The organism is Desulfuromonas sp. DDH964, assembly GCF_001611275.1.
Classification (GTDB): Bacteria; Desulfobacterota; Desulfuromonadia; order Desulfuromonadales; family DDH964; genus DDH964.
Genome location: NZ_CP015080.1, coordinates 3,253,627 through 3,271,149 on the forward strand (window position 1 = coordinate 3,253,627; position 17,523 = coordinate 3,271,149).

Here is a 17,523-nt window from a genome sequence, read left to right on the forward strand (position 1 = left end):
CCTTAGGGATTGACCGGTCCGGGACCGGGCGACTTGCGGCCCGGGACAGGAGTGGCCGGGCCGGTACCCGGCGCCGGCTTGCCCGGGGTAAAGACGAATTCCCACTCGGAATATTTCTGGCGCCCTTCGAAATTCTCGTAACCGGCCGGAAATCCGGCCTGGCGGAAGGGCCGCAATGGACTGCTGCTGCGCACCCCCCGAATCCGCCCGGAAGGGTCCTTGATCAGCTCCCACTCGCCACCGGTCATCGGATCGGTGTAGAGGCGCCGCAGGTAGCGAACCACCCCGGGGTTGCGCGGGTCCCGCACCAGGTCTTCCAGTTTCGCCGGCAGCATCTGCAGGCCTCCGCCGTGCCTGACCCCGTAGAAGGCCTCGATCGCCTTGCGGTACTGGTCACCACGCCAGAAGAGCTCTTCCTCCCGGGCGCGCTGCATGATATCGGTCCAGGAGCTGCCGGCGAGGCCGAGCGCCAGACCGAGGACGACCACCAGGACCAGGACGGTGAGTAGCGCAAAGCCGCGCTCGTCCCTTATCCCTCCCCGGGGCGTCATCACCGCTTGCGCTGCAGAACCCGTTCCGCCGCTTCGACCAGGTGGGCCGGGGTCAGGCCGTAGTGGACCAGGAGTTCTTCGGCGGTCCCCGACTGGCCGAAGAGATCGCGCAAGCCGACCCGCTCCACCGGTACCGGATAGCCTTCGGCGAGGGTTTCGCAGACGGCGCCACCGAGGCCGCCGATCACCGAATGTTCCTCGGCGGTGACGATGGCGCCGGTCTCGCGGGCCGCGGTGAGGAGGAGGTCGACATCGAGGGGCTTGATGGTGCCGAGGTGCAGCACCCGCGCCGAGATCTTCTCTTCGGCCAGGATTCGCGCCGCGTCGAGGGCCTGCGCCGTCATCAGCCCGGTGGTGACGAAGGTCAGATCGCTCCCCGGGCGCAGGGTCGCCCCCTTGCCGATGACGAAATCGCAGCCGCCGGTGAAGACGGTCGGCACCTTGGAACGGCCGAGGCGGACGTAGACCGGACCGCGCCAGGCGGCGACCGCCCGGATCGCCGCAGCGGTCTCGGGTCCGTCAGCCGGGCAGAGGACGGTCATGTTCGGCAGCACCCGCATGATGGCGAGGTCCTCCACCGACTGGTGGGAGCCGCCATCCTCGCCAACGGTAATCCCGCCGTGGGTCGCAACCAGCTTGACGTTCATTTTGGGATAGGCGAGCGACTGGCGCACCTGTTCGAAGGCACGGCCGGCGGCAAAGACCGCAAAGGTCGAGGCGAAGGGGATCATTCCGCCGGCGGCGAGACCGGCCGCCATGCCGACCATGTTGGCCTCGGCAATCCCGGCGTTGAAAAAACGCTCGGGAAATTCTTTGGCAAAGAGGCCGGTCTTGGTCGATCCGGAGAGGTCGGCGTCGAGAGCGACAATCCGGCTGTCTTCCCGTCCGAGTTCGACCAGCACCTTGCCGTAAGCGTCGCGCGTTGCAATCATTTCACTCATGGTATTGAAATCCGTCATTGGTGATTCGGGTTTGGAATTTGGTAAAGGTCACGGCAGATGATTCGCCCCCGCCGCTACGAATGCCCGAGGTGCTCCAGCGCCTGGCCCAGCTCCTCGTCACTCGGCGGCACCCCATGGTAGCTCGCTTTGTGTTCGAAGAAGGGGACCCCTTTTCCCTTGACGGTACGGGCAATGATCAGGGTCGGCCGGCCGGGGGTCTTTTCGGCATCATCGAGAGCCCGGCAGATCGCCTGGATATCGTGGCCGTCGACTTCGAGGACATGCCAGTTGAAGGCGAGGAACTTGGGGCCGATCGGCGCCACGTTCATGACCTTGGCCACCTCGCCGTCGATCTGCAGGGCGTTGGCGTCGATGATCGCACAGAGGTTGTCGAGGCCGAAATGGGCCGCCGCCATCGCTGCTTCCCAGACCTGCCCTTCCTGCAGTTCGCCGTCCCCGAGCAGAGTATAGACGCGAGTCGAACGCTGCTCCAGGCGGGCGGCCAGGGCGAGGCCGACCGCCTGCGAAATCCCCTGGCCGAGGGAGCCGGTGCAGACCTCGACCCCCGGGGTCTTGTTCATGTCGGGATGCCCCTGCAGGTGGCTGCCGAGGCGGCGCAGGGTCTTGAGGTCGTCGCGGGAGAAATAGCCGGCCTCGGCGAGGCAGGCATAGAGGGCCGGGGCGGCGTGCCCCTTGGAAAGGACGAAGCGGTCGCGATCCTCCCAGCTCGGGTTGCTCGGATCATGACGCATCGAGTGGAAGTAGAGGACCGTCATCACATCGATGGCCGACAGACTGCCGCCGGTGTGGCCGGAGCGGGCCGTGTTGAGCATCTTGAGAATTTCCACGCGCAGGTGCCGGGCCGTTGCGGCGAGGTCGCGGAGAGTCTGGTCAGTCAGCATGGGACAGGGTCTTCCTTTCTTGCCGGACCGTCTCGGCGGCCGGCCGCTGCAAACAAAAAGCTGCAGTCCGTCGATGACGGCGCCGCAGCAGCGGGAGTCTTATTTGTCGTCCCCGACCAGGTAGGAGAGGATGACGTCGTCGAGACTGAGCTCCGGGGCCTTCTCTGCCGGTTTCTGGACCGGAGGGGCTTTCGGGGTGGGCGGGGTCGGAGGAGCCGTCGCGGGCCGGGGGGGCGGCGGCGCCGCAGCGACCGGCGCCGCTACCGGGCGCGCAGGGACGGGAGCGGCCGGGGGCGGTGATGGCGCAGTCACGGCGGCGGCCGGCACCGGTTCCGCCGCCGGCGCGGTTGTCGCCCGGGCCGCCGGACGCTTCCCCTTGATGACATCGTCGAACTCCCCGTCCTTGAGGCGGCGCAGCATCTCCTTGTGCTGCTCTTTCATCAGGTCTTCAACGACCTGGTCGAGGTTGTCGACCTTGGCGATATCGGCGTAGGAGGTTTTTTTCGAGGCGAGAATCGTCCCCCCCCGGTAGAGGAGGGTGATGATGTGGGGATTCTTGATCCCACTATCCTCGGTCTGGACGTGGTAAACCTCACCCTGGTAGCGAAAATTGTGATTGAACCCGACAACCATGCCAACCCCTGATAGAAACGCCGGAAAAAGCAGCTTATTGTTAGCACAGTCCGCGAAATGACGCAAGAAATCTATTCGGCCTTTTGGCGGAACAACTCCTTGACCCGGGCCACCGCTTCGAGGGCGTCGGCGGCATAGAGATCGGCGCCGATCGCCGCGGCATATTCCGGAGTGACCACGGCGCCGCCGACCATGGTGAAGACCCTCACCCCCGCTTCGCGCAAACGGGCTATGGTCTTTTCCATCTGCTGCAGCGTGGTGGTCATCAGCGCCGAAAGCCCGACCGCATCGACCTCGCGGGCGACGGCCTCGTCGAGAATGCGCTGGGCGGGGACGTTCTTGCCGAGATCGATCACCTCGAAGCCGTGGTTTTCGAGCAGGGTGCAGACGATGTTCTTGCCGATGTCATGAATATCCCCCTCGACCGTCGCCATCAGGATGCGCCCCAGGGAGCGGGCCTGCTCCCCCTGCAGCTCCTGCTTGAGACGGGCAAAGGCCGCCTGCATCGTCTCCGCCGAGAGCATCACCTGGGGGAGGAAAACCTGGTTCTTGCCAAAACGGCGGCCGACCTCCTCCAGGCCGGGGAGGAGCCCTTCGTTGCTCACCTCCAGCGGCGACAGGCCCTCGGCCAGGGCCGCCTCGACCAGGGGCGTCACCCCCTCCAGGTCTCCTTCGATGACTGCTGTCGCCAGGCGTTCGCGGACGCTCGCCACGGAGTCGGATACCAGCGGCGTCCGGGGAACGAGCTGGGCGGCGCCGTAATGGGCGATGTACTCCTCGGCGCGCAGGTCGTGACCGAGCAGGACCATGGCCGCGCGGTAGGCGTCCATCATCGGCCCGTCCTTGGGATTGATAATGGCGGCGCCAAGACCCGCTTCCAGGGCGATGGTGAAGAAGGCGGCGGAGAGGACCGGCCGCGCCGGCAGGCCGAAGGAGATGTTGCTCACCCCGAGAACCGTGGCGAGACCGAGCTCGTCCCGCACCTGGCGCAGGGCGGCCAGGGTTTCGCCGGCCCGTTTCTGCTCGGCCGAGACGGTCAGGGTCAGGCAGTCGATCACCACGTCCTCCCGCGGCAGACCGGCGGCGAGGGCCGCAGCGAGAATCCGCTGTGCTACCGCCACCCGGCCGGCGGCACTCTCCGGGATGCCGGCGGCGTCGAGGGCAAGACCGATGACGGCGGCGCCGTAGCGCCGGGCGAGGGGGAGAATCGCCGCCAGGCTCTTCGCCTCGCCGGAGACCGAGTTGATCAGGACCTTGCCGTCCGCCGCCTGCAGCCCCCGTTCGAGGGCCACCGGGTCGGAGGAATCGAGGACCAGCGGTGCGCCGGAAATGCCGGAGACGGCATACACCGCCCGCTCCAGGGCCGCCGGCTCGTCGATCCCCGGCAGGCCGCAATTGAGATCGAGCAGACTCGCGCCGGCCGCCGCCTGTTCCTGGGCTTCGCGCCGGATATAGGCAGTCTTGCCCTCCCGCAGCTCCTGGCTGTAAAGCTTCTTCCCGGTCGGATTGATGCGCTCGCCGATGATGGCACAGGGAGCGCCGCCGCCGAGGGGCACCACCGCAGTGCGGCTGGAGAGGAAACAGCGCCGGGCGGGGGGCGTCCAGGCCTGGCTGCGGCCGTCGAGGGCGGCGCGGATCGCCCGGATGTGGGCCGGGGTGGTGCCGCAACAGCCACCAATGATGCGCACCCCGAGCTCGATCAGGCGCTGGTGGTAGGCGGTCATTTCCGCGGGGGTCCCGGGGAAGACCGTTACTCCGTCCCGCAGCAGCGGCAGCCCGGCGTTGGCCTGGGCAATCAGCGGCAGGCTGGTGACGCTACGCATCTTCTCCAGGATCTGGTAGATGCCATCGATGCCAAGCCCGCAGTTGGAGCCGACGACATCGACGCCGAGGGCGTCGAGGGTTACCGCCGCCGCCTCCGGGGGGGTGCCGAGGACCGAACGGCCGCCGTCGTCGAAGGTCATCAGGGCGAGGATCGGCAGCTTGGCCACTTCGCGGCAGGCGATGACCGCCGCGCGCAGTTCGCGGATATCGAGAAAGGTCTCCAGGGTGATCAGGTCGGCCCCGGCGGCGGCAAAAGCGGCGGCCTGTTCGGCAAAGACCGCCACCATCTCTTCAAAACCGGCATCGCCAACCGGTTCGAGAAACCGCCCGGTCGGACCGATGGAAGCCGCGACGAAGCAGTCCGGACCGCCCCCCCGGCGGGCCAGCTCCACCGCCCGGGCGTTGATCTCGCCGACCTTTCCTTCGAGACCGTAATGGGCGAGCTTGGTGCGACTGCCGCCGAAGCTGTTGGTGACGATGATGTCGGCGCCCGCCGCGGCATATTCCGCATGTACCCCGGCAACCACCGCGGGGGCGACCAGGTTCATCTCCTCCGGGCAGCCGCCGGGAGCCAGTCCCCGTTCCTGCAGCATGGTGCCCATGGCGCCGTCAAGGACCAGCACCCGCTCCTGCAATACCCTGCGAAAATCCCGCATTGGCTTTATGGTTCCTTCCTGGCCGAGGCCGGGGTGACGGCATTTCCTGCCAGCGGCGGGCGGGTCAGGCTGAAATCGGGGGCCAGCGGCTGCCGCAGATCGACATGCCCCTTGAGGGTGGCCACGGGCTCCCCTTCGACCAGGAACCGCACCTGGCGCAGATAGGGAAAATTGACAGCCAGGGTATCGACGATGCCGTAGACCGTGAGCAGTTCGGTCATGCTGCCGCCGGGGTGCCCGGCGATCAATTCGGAACTGAAATTGACCGATGCCAGCCCCTGGTCGGCGAGGGTCAAATCGCGCACTACCGTCTGTTCAGGGAGAATGGGGACGCCGTCTCCCACCGGGCCTGCAAGGAGGGCTTCGAGAGTCGCCCGCAGGCAGGCCTGGTCATCCCGGCACCCCGCAAGTTCCCGTTGCTCGGCTACCAGGTGGGTACCGTCGGCGGCGCCAAAGTAGAGAATCACCTCCCGCCCTGCTGGGGCAGGGGTGGTCACCGGCGACGGCGCCGGCAGCTCCGGGCGCTCCGGCGTCCGGAACAGAAGGAACAGCGCGCTGCTACTTACCAGCAGCAGGGCAATGCCCGCGATCAGCAACCAACGCGTGCTCGTGCTGGAAAGGTTCATCAACAGACTCCGGGGCATGGCAGTCGGGACAACGGCCGGAAAGACTCCTAGTCGATCATGACCTGTTCGACTCCGGCCAGGGGGGCGCCGAGAAACTCCCCCCCGACCCGTTCGAAGCGGGTCGGCACATCGGTGACGAAGTAGCGGGAAGGGAGCGGCGGCCCCTGGCGGCGCAGGTGGAGGGAGTCGAGCAGGGTCGCGACCAGGCGCGCCGTCTCCTCGGCCGAATCGACCAGTTCCACTGCGGGGCCGAGCACCTGGTGCAGGACCGGCTTGAGCAAGGGATAATGGGTACAACCAAGGACCAGAGTGTCGACCCGGTGGTCGATCAGGGACGCCAGGTACTCGGCAGCGATCTCCCGGGCGACGGGGTGACCGGCCCAGCCCTCTTCGGCCAGGGGGACAAAGAGCGGGCAGGCCACCGAGGTGACCGCGATCTGCGGGTCACGGGCCTGGATGGCGCGGCTGTAGGCACCACTCTTGACCGTTCCTTCGGTGCCGATCACGCCAACCCGGCGGCTCCGGGTCAGGGCTACGGCCCGTTCTGCCCCCGGCTCGATGACACCGACGACCGGCAGGCTGAAGCGCTGCTCCAGCTCCTCCAGGGCAACCGAAGAGGCGGTATTGCAGGCCACCACCAGCATCTTGACCTGCTGCCGGACCAGGAACGCCGCCGCCTCCAGGGCATAGCGCAGCACGGTGGCCGGGCTCTTGGTCCCGTAGGGAACCCGGGCGGTGTCCCCGAGGTAGACCAGGGCCTCACCGGGAAGCTGGCGACCGATCTCCTTGAGAACGGTGAGTCCGCCGACCCCGGAATCGAATATGCCGATGGCGCGTTCTGACACCTGTGGTATCCCATGCTGGAAGGGTGCGTGCTGGAAACAGAGACCGGGTTCAAGCAGGTCGTCATCTTAGGAGAACGCCCGGGGCAAAGTCAAGAACCATACCCTTTTCCCTCTTGGCCGCGCCGGCAAAACCTGCTAGGTTATTCTCTGTCGTTGAATTTGCCGGTGCAAACGTTCTGATTCTTGAGGGGGGTGACGCTGATGACTGTAAACGCCGTCCTGGACCTGTTGAAAAACTTCGAGACAGCCAAGGTGGTGCAGTTCCTCCAGGAGATGAAGGTCGGGGAGCTGATTCACAACCCCTGGTTCCTTGGGGCCATGGGTGGCCTCGCCCTCCTCGCCCTGCTGATGAAATGGCGGGTCCTGCTGGTGGCGATCCTCGGCGTCACCGGCCTCGCCGGTCTTATCTCCTACACCCTGGAGCGTGGCACCCGGCTCGACAGTCTCGGCAACCAGACCCTGCTGATCTTCGTCGGCGGCGGCGCACTGCTGATCGTTATTGTCATCTACCTGCTCTTCATCAAGTCGGAATGACGGAGCCCTTCCGCAATCCATCTCTTCCATCGAGGTTTAAATGAGTTTCAACAAGCGTGACCTGTGGTTTGTCGGCCTGGTCGTTGTCGTTCTGGCCATCTTTTTTTCGATTTCCGGCAGCATCAAGACCGCGCACATTCCTTTTGATGCCAATCACGAGCGATTTTTCGAAATCGTCCCCCGCGACGGCAAAAAGGCAGCGGAAAAGTTCTGCGGGGAGTGCCACAACGAGCAGGGGGTCCCCTTCCCGGCCAACCACCCGCCCAAATTCCGTTGCCTCTTCTGTCACAAACTGGCCGAACGCTGAACGTCCGGTTCCGGTGGAAGCCTTACCCCGCCCCTGCCAGGATCTCAGCCTGATCTTTGCCGATCTCTGCCGGGACGCCGCAAAGCGTGTCCCGGAACTGGGCCACCTCGTCCCGGAACGGATTCTGTTCGCCCTGAGCCGGTCCCGGGCCGAGGGGAGCCATGGCCTCTACGCCAGGATTCTGCCGCTGCGCTTTGCCGGCGGATCGGCAGAATGGCAACGCCGCCGTGGCCGCTACCAGGAGACCTGGCGCCTGCCCCCCCTGCACTACCGGGGCGAAGAGATTCTCTACCTGATCCAGGTCCTGGTGCCGCGCTTTTTCCGCCTCTGCCGTCGTGAAAAACTGGCCACCCTCTTCCACGAGCTCTACCATATCTCACCGGCCTGCGACGGCGACCTGCGCCGCTTCCCGGGGCGCAACTATGCCCACGGCCATTCGCGCAAGGCCTTTCAACAGCGAGTCGACCACCTCCTCGACCGCTACCTGACCGCCGACCCGCCGGCGGCCCTTCTCGCTCCCTTCGATCTTACCGAAGAGGACTGGCGATCGGGCCGGGTCGCTGTCTCCGGTCTGCGGGTGCCGCTCCCCCGCGCCCGGCTCGTTCGCCGCGAACGGCTCTGAATCAAGGGAAAACGCCAAGCGCCGCGGGCCGCCGGTAATCCGGCGGCCCGCGGCGCTTCATTTTCTTAACAGCTCCGGGCAAGGAGGCGAATGCGACCGTTCCCGGTTACGATTTTGGCGCCACCGCCCGGCGGCGGCGCAGCAGCCACCCCAGCCCCACGGCCAGCAGCAGGGTCAGACCACCGCCAACCATTCCGGCGACACTCGTTGCCGCCCTGCTCTTTTCTTCTCTCCCCGGAACATCCGCGGTAGCGCGAAATTGGTATCCCGGCAGCAGCGCCGTCTTCTCCTGCACCCGGTCGAGAAGCTGGCGCGTCGGCGCGGGCGGCGCCAGCGGCGCTTCCGGTCCGGCACTCTTTGCCAGCGCCCATTCGAGGCCGTCGGGGTGGGAAGAGGCAAACCAGGAGAGCATGCCGCCGGTTACCAGGGTGGCCAGCAGCACTCCGAGCACGATGCGTCGTATCGACCCGGCGCCAGCGGCGGCAGTAACGGTCGCGGCGGCCAGCAGTTCCGGGCGCGCCTTGCCGATAAAAGTAATGACCGCCGCCGTCACCGCCCCTTCAACGAGACCGATCGCCAGGTGGATCGGCTGCATCAACAGGGCAAAGGTGCCAAAGGGAAGGGCCGAAACGCCGGAGAGGAGAGTCTCCAGGACGACACTGAAGGCGCCCAGCTGCAAGCCGGCGACGGCGGCGACACAGGCGCCGGCAAGAACCCGCCGCGGCGTCGGAGCCTTGCCGACCAAGGGACGATAGATGAAGGGATAGGCGACAAAACAGGGGAAAAATCCCAGATTGAAGATATTGCAGCCGAGCGCCAGCAGGCCGCCATCGGCAAAGAAGAGGGCCTGGACCGTGAGGACTGAGGCCATCGCCAGAAATCCGGCATAGGGACCGAGGAGGATGGCGAGGATCATGCCGCCGCCGAGATGTCCGCTCGATCCGGTGCCGGGGATGGTGAAGTTGATCATCTGGGCAGCAAAGATAAAGGCTGCCAGCACCCCCATCAGCGGAATCCTGCTGTCGTCGAGTTCCTGCTTGAGACGGCGGGAACACCAGGCAATGGTTCCGGCAGTGGCGGCCCACAAGGTGCCGCCAACCGCCGGAGAGAGCAGGGCATCGGCCATGTGCATGGGATGTTTCTCCTTGCCCGGGCGGTGCTCAGTGTGCGCTCCGCCGTGGCTGGAAATCAGGACACCCTGGTTTCTTACGCCACCGGTCTGGCGCTGTCAAGGCATTTTTGCTACCAAACTTTGAATTCGTAACACCACCCGATTCTCCGTGAAAAAACCACCTGGTGCCGCAAGAGACGGCATCAGGCCCCTCCCAGCCCCGCCGGCAAGGGACCTTCCGTTTTTTTCTTTTTGTGCTTTTCCGGTAACTTGTCAATCGGCCGGACAAATTGGTACCGATGTTGCTATTGCATATCCCCACGACCCTACTACGTCGCCAAGGAGTTCCCCGTGCACCACACCACCACCCAGAACCATCGAAAAGACCGCAATTTCCTCGATTACCTCCTCTATACCCTGGCCGCCGGGGTCATCGCTGCAATCAGCTTCTCCTTCCTGCTCTGGCTGCGTTACTGACTCCGTCCCGGGACCTGCCCTGCTGGCACCGATAGAATTCTTTTTGAACGCCAGCAACCGTCCGCCCCCCGCTCAGCTCCATCTTCGACCGATACCGCCAAGCCCTGCTTGCGACGGCCATGCATCATGGCTGCCACACCAAGCAACTCCTGCATGAGAAATGTGGCTAGAATCTGGCTTGCCGGAAAGGAATGACGCCCTGATTCAGAGCCCGCGGATTCCGGTCTCAGCGACATAGGCGCTGATCAGCCGGGCGAACTCCTGGAGCGTTGCGGGGGCATGGGGGGAGAGTGCCTGCAGGTTTGGGGCGAGGGCATGGTGGGGAACGAACTGCTGCAAGAACCAGCGGCGGGCGCCACGTGCCTGCTCGCCCAGCGCGTGCAGGTCGGCCGCCTCCACCAGGCCGGGAACGCAGGTGGTGCGCAGTTCGTAGTCGACCGCAGCGGCGAGCAGCAGGCGAAGGCTGGCCAGCAGGTTGGCGCTGGCAACCGGAGCAGAGTGCAGTTCGTCGTAACGGGCCGGGGCAGTCTTCAAATCGAGGGCCACATAATCGACGAGGCGATCGCTGAGCAACCGTTCCAGCACCCCCGGCAGCAGGCCGTTGGTGTCGAGCTTCACCAGAAGGCCAAGGGCCTTGATCTCTCCCAGCAGCCGGGGGAGATCGGGGTCGAGGGTCGGTTCGCCGCCGGAGATGACCACGCCGTCGATGAAGTTCCGGCGGGCGGCGAGGTCAGCCAGCAGCTCCGCGGCGGGGATATCGGGGAAATCATCCGGGGCAAGAACCAGGGCCGGATTATGGCAGAAGCCGCAGCTCAGGTTGCAGCGGCCGAAAAAAATCAGGGAAGCGATCCTCCCCGGAAAATCGAGGAGGCTCGTCCCCTGAAAACCCTTGATCGACATGAGCGGGTCAGCAGTCCTTCTTGGACGCGCCAAGGACATATTCGGCGCGGTCCCGGAATTCCTCCTTCTTGCCGCGATTCCATTGCTGCACCGGCCGGAAGAAGCCGCAGACCCGGGAATAGACCTCGGTCTTCGCGTCGCACTTGGTTGCCATGTTCCCTCCGTCTAAGAAGTTTTACGATTGATTGGGGTGTCCCGGCCACGCCGGCTCAGGCGGCCTGGTGATGGGGACAGGAGAAGTGTTCACCGGTAATGTAGCCGTGCACCGGGCAGATGGTAAAGGTGGGGCTGAGGGTGAAGTAGGGGAGATGGAAATTCTCGGCAATCCGCCGCACCAGGAGTCGGGCGCTGCGCCAGTCGTCGAGACGTTCACCGAGGAAGCCGTGGAAGACCGTGCCACCGGTATAGAGGGTCTGCAGGCCGTCCTGGTGGTTCAGCGCGGAAAAGATGTCCTCGGTGGAACCGACCGGAAGTTGCGTCGAGTTGGTATAGTAGGGCTCCTCCTGGCCGGCGGTGATGATCTCCGGGAAGCGTTTGCGGTCGCGCTGGGCGAGCCGGAAGCTGGTCCCTTCCGCGGGGGTCGCCTCGAGGTTGTAGAGGTGGCCGGTCTCCTCCTGGAAGACCTCGAGCTGGCGGCGCATGAAGCTGAGGGTCTCCTCCGCGAGAGCCTTGCCGGTCGGGGTGTCGATGCCGACCCCGATCAAATTCAGCGCCGCCTCGTTCATGCCGAGCAGGCCGATGGTCGAGAAATGATTGTTCCAGAAGTGGCCGCTGCGCTCGCGAATGCCCGCCAGGTAGAAGCGGCTGTAGGGGTAGAGCCCTTCCTCGGTTAAACGCTCCAGCTGCTTGCGTTTGATCTCCAGCGACTCGTAGGCGAGGCGCATCAACTCGGCAATGCGAGTGAAGAAAGCTTCCTTGGAATCGGCCAGATAAGCGGCGCGCGGCAGGTTGAGGGTAACCACGCCGATGGAGCCGGTCAACGGGTTGGAGCCGAACAGGCCGCCGCCGCGGCGCCGCAGCTCGCGGTTATCGAGGCGCAGGCGGCAACACATGGAGCGGGCATCCTCGGGATCCATATCGGAATTGATGAAGTTGGAGAAGTAGGGGATACCGTACTTGGCGGTCATCTCCCAGATCGGCTGGAAGCGTTCGCTCTCCCAGTCGAACCCCTGGACGATGTTGTAGGTCGGAATCGGAAAAGAGAAGATCCGCCCCGAGGCATCCCCTTCCATCATCACCTCGCAGAAGGCGCGATTGAAAAGGTCCATTTCCGCCTGGAACTCGCCGTAGGTGGCATCCATCAGCTCACCGCCGATCACCACCGCCTCGCTTGCCATGCTCTTCGGCGGCGTCATGTCGAGGGTGATGTTGGTGAAGGGCGTCTGGAAACCGACCCGGGTCGGCACGTTCATGTTGAAGATGAATTCCTGCAGCGACTGTTTGACCTCGGCGTAACAGAGGCCGTCGTAGCGGATGAAGGGGGCGAGCAGGGTGTCGAAGCTGGCAAAGGCCTGGGCGCCGGCAGCCTCGCCCTGCAGGGTATAAAAGAAGTTGACGGTCTGCCCGAGGGCGGTGCGGAAGTGTTTGGCCGGGGCGCTCTGCACCTTGCCGTAGGCACCGGTGAAGCCCTTGAGGAGGAGATCCTTGAGGTCCCAGCCGCAGCAGTAGACGCTGAGCATGCCGAGATCGTGGAGATGAAAATCCCCCTCGCGGTGAGCATCGGCAATGTAGCTGGGGTAGATCTTGTTGAGCCAGTAGTTGCTGGTGATGTTGGCGGCGATGTGGTTGTTGAGCCCCTGCAGCGAGTAGCCCATGTTGGCGTTTTCGTTGACCCGCCAGTCCTCCTGGGTGAGGTAGGAATCGATCGCCTCGATCGACTCCTTCATGAACTGTTTGGTCTTGCGCAGGCTTTCGTGCTGCTGGCGGTAGAGGATGTAGGCCTTGGCCACCTTGGCGTGGCCGTTCTCGATCAGGATCTTCTCGACCAGGTCCTGGACGTTCTCGACGGTCGGCACCCGCCCGTCCTTGTAGAGGACTTCGAGAATCCCCTGGACCTGGCGGGTGATCCCGGCGGCCTTGTCCATGTCGCTGCCGCCGACGGCGCGCACCGCCTTGGAGATCGCTTCGGTCACCTTGCCGGCCTCGAAGGGGACCAGCCGGCCGTCACGTTTGCGGATAAAGTCAATCATGGTTCCACCCTCCCGGAGCAACCCGCCTGGCGGCAGGAATTGTTGCCAAAAACATCACACAGGTGCGAATCTAGCACAGCGGCGGGTGGTGTCAAGGCAAAAAAACACTATATCTGGATAGTCAGCCAGGATTAACCCACTAGATGTTGTGAAAAAACCTGTGGACAGGCGGTGGACCGGCCGGCCAACCCCGCAATATCCTTGACCCTCGCCAGGACCCCATGCTAAACAGTCGGTGGTTTCACCCAGTCCCCCGCCGCAAGGAGGCGATATGGCCGACCTGACCCGCTTTGGCATCTCCATCGACCAGCGGCTCCTCGACCGCTTCGATAGCCTGCTGACCACCAAGGGCTACGTCAACCGCTCGGAGGCGATCCGCGACCTGATCCGTGCGGCGCTGGTCGAGGAGGACTGGGCGCGGGACGACAAGGAGATGGTGGGCACGGTGACCCTGGTCTACGATCACCACACCCGGGATCTGGCCGACAAGCTGACCGAGCAGCAGCACTCCCACCACGACGCTATCGTCTCCGCCCTCCATGTCCACCTCGACGCCCACCACTGTCTCGAAGTGGTCGTGGTCCGCGGCCGGGCCTCCGACGTCAAGCGGCTCGCCGATGAACTGATCGGCACCAAGGGGGTCAAGCACGGCAAACTGGTGACCAGCACCACCGGCACGGATCTCTCCTGACACTCTCCCGGCACCACCGCCCGACCCCGGCGTCCGGATGCCGCCAGGTAGCACGAAACATGCATTCGTAACCACCCGGCAACCACCAACTTCGTCCCGACAGGCAACCATGGCCGGCATCGACTCCACCATCTTCGACATTGGCGCGCTCGACACTCTCGCCCAGGGCGATTCCGCCGTGCACCGCCTCGATCCCCGCGCCAAGCTGGTGACCTGCCTGGTCTTCATCGTCTGCGTCGCCTCCTTCGACAAGTACACGATTTCCGCCCTCCTCCCCTTCCTGATTTTTCCGCTGGCGCTGGCGGGACGCGCCGGGCTCCCCCTCGGCTTTCTTGCCAAACGCCTGCTGGTAGTCGCCCCTTTCGCGATCTTCATCGGCATCTTCAACCCCCTTTTCGACCGCGAGATCCTCCTGCAGCTCGGGCCCCTGGCGATCAGCGGCGGCTGGGTCTCCTTCGCCTCGATCCTGCTGCGCTTTGTCCTGACCATAGGCATCGCCCTGATCCTGGTCGCTACCACCAGCTTTCCCGGGGTCTGCATGGCGCTGGAGGGGATTGGCGCGCCACGGGTCTTTGCCGTGCAACTCCTCCTTCTCTATCGCTACCTCTTCGTCCTCATCAACGAGGCGATGCGCATGGTCCGCGCCCGGGCGCTGCGCTCCTTTCACGGCCGCGGACTCGGCATGAAGATTTTCAGCCAGATGGTCGGGCAATTGCTGCTGCGCACCCTCGACCGCGCCCAGCGCGTCCACCTGGCGATGCTCTGCCGTGGTTTCAACGGCGAAATCCGCTCCCTGCGCCGGCTTCACATCGGCCGCGCCGAACTTCTCTTTACCGGTGGCTGGACGGCCCTCTTCGTCCTGCTGCGCCTGGTCAACCTGCCGCAGTTCCTCGGGAGCTGGGTTACGGAGCTGTTCCGATGAGTCATCACATTGTCGCCGTCGACGATCTGCGCTACCGCTATGCCGATGGCACCGAGGCGCTGCGCGGGGTCTCCTTCAGCATCCACCATGGTGAATCGGTCGCCATTGTCGGCGCCAACGGCGCCGGAAAATCGACCCTGCTGCTGCACCTCAACGGCTACCTCACCCCGCAGCAGGGGGAGGTCCGCATCGGCGACTTCCCCCTCAACAAGGGGACGGTGCAGGATATCCGCCGCACCGTCGGCATGGTCTTCCAGGACCCCGACGACCAGCTCTTCATGCCGACCGTTCAGGAGGATGTCGCCTTCGGCCCCCTCAACCTCGGCTTCCCTCCGGAGGAGGTGGAGGAGCGCGTCTGTGCCGCGTTGCAGCAGGTCGACGCCCTCCATCTGCGGGAGCGCCCTCCCCATCGCCTTTCCGGCGGTGAGAAGCGGGCGGTGGCGATTGCCTCGGTCCTCTCCATGAGCCCGGACATCCTGGTCATGGACGAGCCGACCACCGGGCTCGATCCACGGGCACGGCGCCTGCTGATCGAACGTCTCGCCTCCTTCCGGCACACCAAGATCATCGCCACCCACGACCTCGACATGGTCCTCGATCTCTGCCGGCGCACCATCGTCATTCATGACGGCCGGGTGACCGCCGATGGCCCCACCGAGACGATCTTCGGCGACGCGCCCCTCCTCGCCGCCAGCCACCTGGAAAAGCCGCTGCGCCTGCAGGGCTGTCCGGTCTGCAACCGCCAGGAGACCCCGCGCCCCTGAGCGGATTGCCCCCGCATCCAATCTGGAATGAACTACCCCGCAGCAAGCTACGGGGTATCAAAAAGCGTTAACTGCTCGCGGTGAGCCTGTAAATTGAACTGTGTATCTGCTCCATGAGAGAGTGGGGCAATTCCCCCACCGAGGAGCAGAAACGATGGCGAATGAATCTCCCCGCAGCAAGCTACGGGGTATCAAAAGTTTAGATTGATCGCTTTCATCGAAGCAAGCTTCGGGGAATTCGACCCACCTGAGATTAAATCAGACAAATTGGACGAGCTTTTGGTCGACTGCAAAACCCCCGAGGACGTCGACAAACTCTATTCGCGGTTGCTACAGCGCATGATCAACCGCAGCCTGGACGCCGAAATGACCGCGCATCTGGGTTACGGAGCCGGCGAAGCCGGGCCGGCGAAACGCGCCAACACCCGCAACGGCAAGAGCAGTAAAACCGTCAAGGGCACCTTCGGCGAACTGGAGATCGAAACGCCCCGCGACCGGGCGGGGTCTTTCGAGCCGCAACTGGTTCGCAAACGCCAGATTCGCCTGGCCGGGATGGAAGGAAAGATCCTGACCCTCTATGCCAAAGGGATGACGACCCGCGACATCGAGGACGCCCTGAAGGATCTCTACGGCGTGGAGATTTCCCATGCCGTCATCTCCCAGGTGACCGAATCGGTTCTGGACGAGGTCCGGGCCTGGCAGAATCGCCCACTGGAAGCCGTCTACCCGATCCTGTGGCTCGATGGCCTGACGGTCAAGATTCATCACGGCAAGCAGGTGGTCAACAAGTCGGCCCATGTGGTTCTCGGCGTCAACCTGCGCGGCGAGAAGGAAGTTCTCGGCCTGTGGATCGCCGAGACCGAAGGGGCCAAGTTCTGGCTCTCGGTCCTCACCGAACTGCGCCATCGCGGCGTGCAGGATGTTTACATCGCCTGCATGGACGGGCTGAAAGGGCTGCCGGAAGCGGTCAACGCCATTTTCCCCAAGACCCTGACCCAACTCTGCATCGTCCATCTGGTGCGGGCGAGCCTGCGTTACGTCACGGTCAAGGACAGCAAGGCCGTGGTCGCGGCCCTCAAGCGTATCTACCAGTCGGCGACCGCCGAAGAAGCGGCGGCGGAGTTGGAACAACTGGACGCCGATTGGGGCAAGTCCTATCGTTCGGTAATCCGCTTGTGGCGGAGCAACTGGGACAACATCATCCCGTTTTTCCAGTTTCCGCCGGAAATTCGCAAGGTCATTTACACGACCAACGCGATCGAATCGCTAAACATGAGCCTGCGCAAGCTGACCCGCAACCGGAGGATATTCCCCAACGACGAATCGGCGATCAAGGCGCTCTATCTGGCAATCCGGCAGGCGTCACGCAACTGGAAGATGATCCACAACTGGAAGCCAGCGCTGCAGACATTCCAAGTGATGTTCGGCGAAGACCGGGTGCCGTTGAATCTGGTCTATTGAAAGAGCGGATACACAGTTCGTTTGACAGACCCCTCGCGGTGCAATTGCTGATACTCTTTTTCTCGGCCTTGATTTCTAACATAGGTCGCAATGGTTTTCTCATTACCCTTTTGGCCTACAGTGTTCACAAAATAGCCCTTTGTCCAAAATTCGCCACCCCATAGTTGCTTTTTAACCGATGGGACTCGTTTGAATATTTCTCTGGCCGTAATGCTTTTGATGACTCGTGCAATCTGCGTTGGGCTGTACATTGGAACCGACTGCACCAAAAAGTGAACATGGTCTTTGTCGGTCCCAATTTCTACGAACTGAATCTCGTATCTTTTGGCGATCTCAAGGCAGACCTCTTTGAGACAGCCATCAACCTCTGGGGTGAAAACAACCCGGCGGTATTTTGCTGGGCAAACAAGATGGTATAACAGCACAGAAACATTATGACTTTTGTGTACATATTCGCTCATGTCGCCAATATTTCATATTGGCGATAGCGAAGCAAGCTTCGGGGAATTGGACCCCCCTGAGATTAAACTGGCAGCGTATCGGCAGCAGAAATCCGCCGGAAAGGCT

Annotated in this window: 18 protein-coding genes and 1 pseudogene; 8 read left to right on the forward strand and 11 right to left on the reverse strand. The window is 63.8% G+C overall.

Annotation, left to right across the window (positions count from 1 at the left end; genetic code table 11):
* Positions 1 to 2: 2 nt before the first annotated feature.
* From DBW_RS14870 to murI, 7 genes are all read right to left on the reverse strand, one after another.
* On the reverse strand, positions 3 to 554 hold the full coding sequence (locus DBW_RS14870; protein ID WP_197463658.1) for a type II secretion system protein: 552 nt from the start codon (positions 552 to 554) through the stop codon (positions 3 to 5).
* Complete coding sequence (locus DBW_RS14875) at positions 551 to 1,492, reverse strand: transketolase family protein (RefSeq protein WP_066728447.1); 942 nt, start codon at positions 1,490 to 1,492, stop codon at positions 551 to 553. Before DBW_RS14875 ends, DBW_RS14870 begins: the two co-directional genes overlap by 4 nt.
* 74 nt (positions 1,493 to 1,566) lie before the next feature.
* Complete coding sequence (locus tag DBW_RS14880) at positions 1,567 to 2,394, reverse strand: transketolase (protein ID WP_066728449.1); 828 nt, start codon at positions 2,392 to 2,394, stop codon at positions 1,567 to 1,569.
* Positions 2,395 to 2,493: 99 nt separating this feature from the next.
* Positions 2,494 to 3,027 (reverse strand): hypothetical protein, encoded by a 534-nt coding sequence (locus tag DBW_RS14885; RefSeq protein WP_066728450.1) that lies wholly within the window; start codon positions 3,025 to 3,027, stop codon positions 2,494 to 2,496.
* Between the two features lie 71 nt (positions 3,028 to 3,098).
* The gene (locus DBW_RS14890; protein WP_066728452.1) at positions 3,099 to 5,507 is read right to left on the reverse strand and encodes a homocysteine S-methyltransferase family protein; all 2,409 of its coding nucleotides are present in this window, start codon (positions 5,505 to 5,507) and stop codon (positions 3,099 to 3,101) included.
* Between the two features lie 5 nt (positions 5,508 to 5,512).
* On the reverse strand, positions 5,513 to 6,133 hold the full coding sequence (locus DBW_RS14895; RefSeq protein ID WP_066728454.1) for a GerMN domain-containing protein: 621 nt from the start codon (positions 6,131 to 6,133) through the stop codon (positions 5,513 to 5,515).
* A 47-nt stretch (positions 6,134 to 6,180) separates the two neighbouring features.
* A complete protein-coding gene (gene murI / locus DBW_RS14900; protein WP_066728456.1) occupies positions 6,181 to 6,978 on the reverse strand; it encodes a glutamate racemase in 798 nt (265 codons plus the stop codon).
* A gap of 201 nt (positions 6,979 to 7,179) precedes the next feature.
* Here murI and DBW_RS14905 point away from each other — a divergent pair, with 201 nt between their 5' ends.
* Genes DBW_RS14905 through DBW_RS14915 form a run of 3 tightly spaced genes read left to right on the forward strand, consistent with a single transcriptional unit; the run spans position 7,180 to position 8,441 of the window.
* Positions 7,180 to 7,512 (forward strand): hypothetical protein, encoded by a 333-nt coding sequence (locus tag DBW_RS14905; RefSeq protein ID WP_066728458.1) that lies wholly within the window; start codon positions 7,180 to 7,182, stop codon positions 7,510 to 7,512.
* 40 nt (positions 7,513 to 7,552) lie between these two features.
* Positions 7,553 to 7,819 (forward strand): hypothetical protein, encoded by a 267-nt coding sequence (locus DBW_RS14910; protein WP_066728460.1) that lies wholly within the window; start codon positions 7,553 to 7,555, stop codon positions 7,817 to 7,819.
* A gap of 13 nt (positions 7,820 to 7,832) precedes the next feature.
* Positions 7,833 to 8,441, forward strand: a complete 609-nt coding sequence (locus DBW_RS14915; protein ID WP_066728461.1) for a putative metallopeptidase — start codon at positions 7,833 to 7,835, stop codon at positions 8,439 to 8,441.
* A 106-nt stretch (positions 8,442 to 8,547) separates the two neighbouring features.
* On the opposite strand, the gene DBW_RS14920 is transcribed toward DBW_RS14915, so the two are convergent.
* A complete protein-coding gene (locus DBW_RS14920) occupies positions 8,548 to 9,573 on the reverse strand; it encodes an energy-coupling factor ABC transporter permease (RefSeq protein ID WP_066728463.1) in 1,026 nt (341 codons plus the stop codon).
* Between the two features lie 330 nt (positions 9,574 to 9,903).
* On the opposite strand from DBW_RS14920, the gene DBW_RS19090 reads away from it, so the two are divergent.
* The gene (locus DBW_RS19090) at positions 9,904 to 10,029 is read left to right on the forward strand and encodes a hypothetical protein (protein ID WP_257722360.1); all 126 of its coding nucleotides are present in this window, start codon (positions 9,904 to 9,906) and stop codon (positions 10,027 to 10,029) included.
* Positions 10,030 to 10,233: 204 nt separating this feature from the next.
* Here DBW_RS19090 and DBW_RS14925 read toward each other — a convergent pair whose 3' ends face one another.
* Together DBW_RS14925 and DBW_RS14930 are read right to left on the reverse strand one after the other, a co-directional pair.
* Entirely contained in the window at positions 10,234 to 10,929 is a 696-nt protein-coding gene (locus tag DBW_RS14925; protein WP_066728465.1) for an anaerobic ribonucleoside-triphosphate reductase activating protein, read from the reverse strand.
* Between the two features lie 7 nt (positions 10,930 to 10,936).
* A pseudogene (locus DBW_RS14930) lies at positions 10,937 to 13,118 on the reverse strand (ribonucleoside triphosphate reductase).
* Positions 13,119 to 13,389: 271 nt separating this feature from the next.
* Here DBW_RS14930 and nikR point away from each other — a divergent pair.
* The 4 genes from nikR to DBW_RS14950 all read left to right on the forward strand — a co-directional run bounded on the left by nikR (position 13,390) and on the right by DBW_RS14950 (position 16,956).
* On the forward strand, positions 13,390 to 13,809 hold the full coding sequence (nikR, locus tag DBW_RS14935) for a nickel-responsive transcriptional regulator NikR (protein ID WP_066728467.1): 420 nt from the start codon (positions 13,390 to 13,392) through the stop codon (positions 13,807 to 13,809).
* 109 nt (positions 13,810 to 13,918) lie between these two features.
* Entirely contained in the window at positions 13,919 to 14,731 is an 813-nt protein-coding gene (gene cbiQ, locus DBW_RS14940) for a cobalt ECF transporter T component CbiQ (RefSeq protein ID WP_066728473.1), read from the forward strand.
* Positions 14,728 to 15,495, forward strand: coding sequence for an energy-coupling factor ABC transporter ATP-binding protein (locus DBW_RS14945; RefSeq protein ID WP_066728475.1), 768 nt, complete (start codon positions 14,728 to 14,730; stop codon positions 15,493 to 15,495). Before cbiQ ends, DBW_RS14945 begins: the two co-directional genes overlap by 4 nt.
* 252 nt (positions 15,496 to 15,747) lie before the next feature.
* A complete protein-coding gene (locus tag DBW_RS14950) occupies positions 15,748 to 16,956 on the forward strand; it encodes an IS256 family transposase (protein ID WP_082820464.1) in 1,209 nt (402 codons plus the stop codon).
* Here DBW_RS14950 and tnpA read toward each other — a convergent pair.
* Positions 16,950 to 17,417 (reverse strand): IS200/IS605 family transposase, encoded by a 468-nt coding sequence (gene tnpA / locus DBW_RS18250; RefSeq protein WP_082820386.1) that lies wholly within the window; start codon positions 17,415 to 17,417, stop codon positions 16,950 to 16,952. The genes DBW_RS14950 and tnpA overlap by 7 nt on opposite strands.
* Positions 17,418 to 17,523: the final 106 nt, after the last annotated feature.

What these genes read in the sequence shown, in the direction of transcription:
- DBW_RS14895 (WP_066728454.1), bottom strand. Translation starts at nt 6,133, where the DNA reads ATGAACCTTTCCAGCACGAGCACGCGTTGGTTGCTGATCGCGGGCATT.
- DBW_RS14880 (WP_066728449.1), bottom strand. Translation starts at nt 2,394, where the DNA reads ATGCTGACTGACCAGACTCTCCGCGACCTCGCCGCAACGGCCCGGCAC.
- DBW_RS14885 (WP_066728450.1), bottom strand. Translation starts at nt 3,027, where the DNA reads ATGGTTGTCGGGTTCAATCACAATTTTCGCTACCAGGGTGAGGTTTAC.
- DBW_RS14910 (WP_066728460.1), top strand. Translation starts at nt 7,553, where the DNA reads ATGAGTTTCAACAAGCGTGACCTGTGGTTTGTCGGCCTGGTCGTTGTC.
- DBW_RS14905 (WP_066728458.1), top strand. Translation starts at nt 7,180, where the DNA reads ATGACTGTAAACGCCGTCCTGGACCTGTTGAAAAACTTCGAGACAGCC.
- DBW_RS14925 (WP_066728465.1), bottom strand. Translation starts at nt 10,929, where the DNA reads ATGTCGATCAAGGGTTTTCAGGGGACGAGCCTCCTCGATTTTCCGGGG.
- DBW_RS14890 (WP_066728452.1), bottom strand. Translation starts at nt 5,507, where the DNA reads ATGCGGGATTTTCGCAGGGTATTGCAGGAGCGGGTGCTGGTCCTTGAC.
- nikR (WP_066728467.1), top strand. Translation starts at nt 13,390, where the DNA reads ATGGCCGACCTGACCCGCTTTGGCATCTCCATCGACCAGCGGCTCCTC.
- DBW_RS14945 (WP_066728475.1), top strand. Translation starts at nt 14,728, where the DNA reads ATGAGTCATCACATTGTCGCCGTCGACGATCTGCGCTACCGCTATGCC.
- DBW_RS14920 (WP_066728463.1), bottom strand. Translation starts at nt 9,573, where the DNA reads ATGCACATGGCCGATGCCCTGCTCTCTCCGGCGGTTGGCGGCACCTTG.
- DBW_RS14875 (WP_066728447.1), bottom strand. Translation starts at nt 1,492, where the DNA reads ATGAGTGAAATGATTGCAACGCGCGACGCTTACGGCAAGGTGCTGGTC.
- cbiQ (WP_066728473.1), top strand. Translation starts at nt 13,919, where the DNA reads ATGGCCGGCATCGACTCCACCATCTTCGACATTGGCGCGCTCGACACT.
- tnpA (WP_082820386.1), bottom strand. Translation starts at nt 17,417, where the DNA reads ATGAGCGAATATGTACACAAAAGTCATAATGTTTCTGTGCTGTTATAC.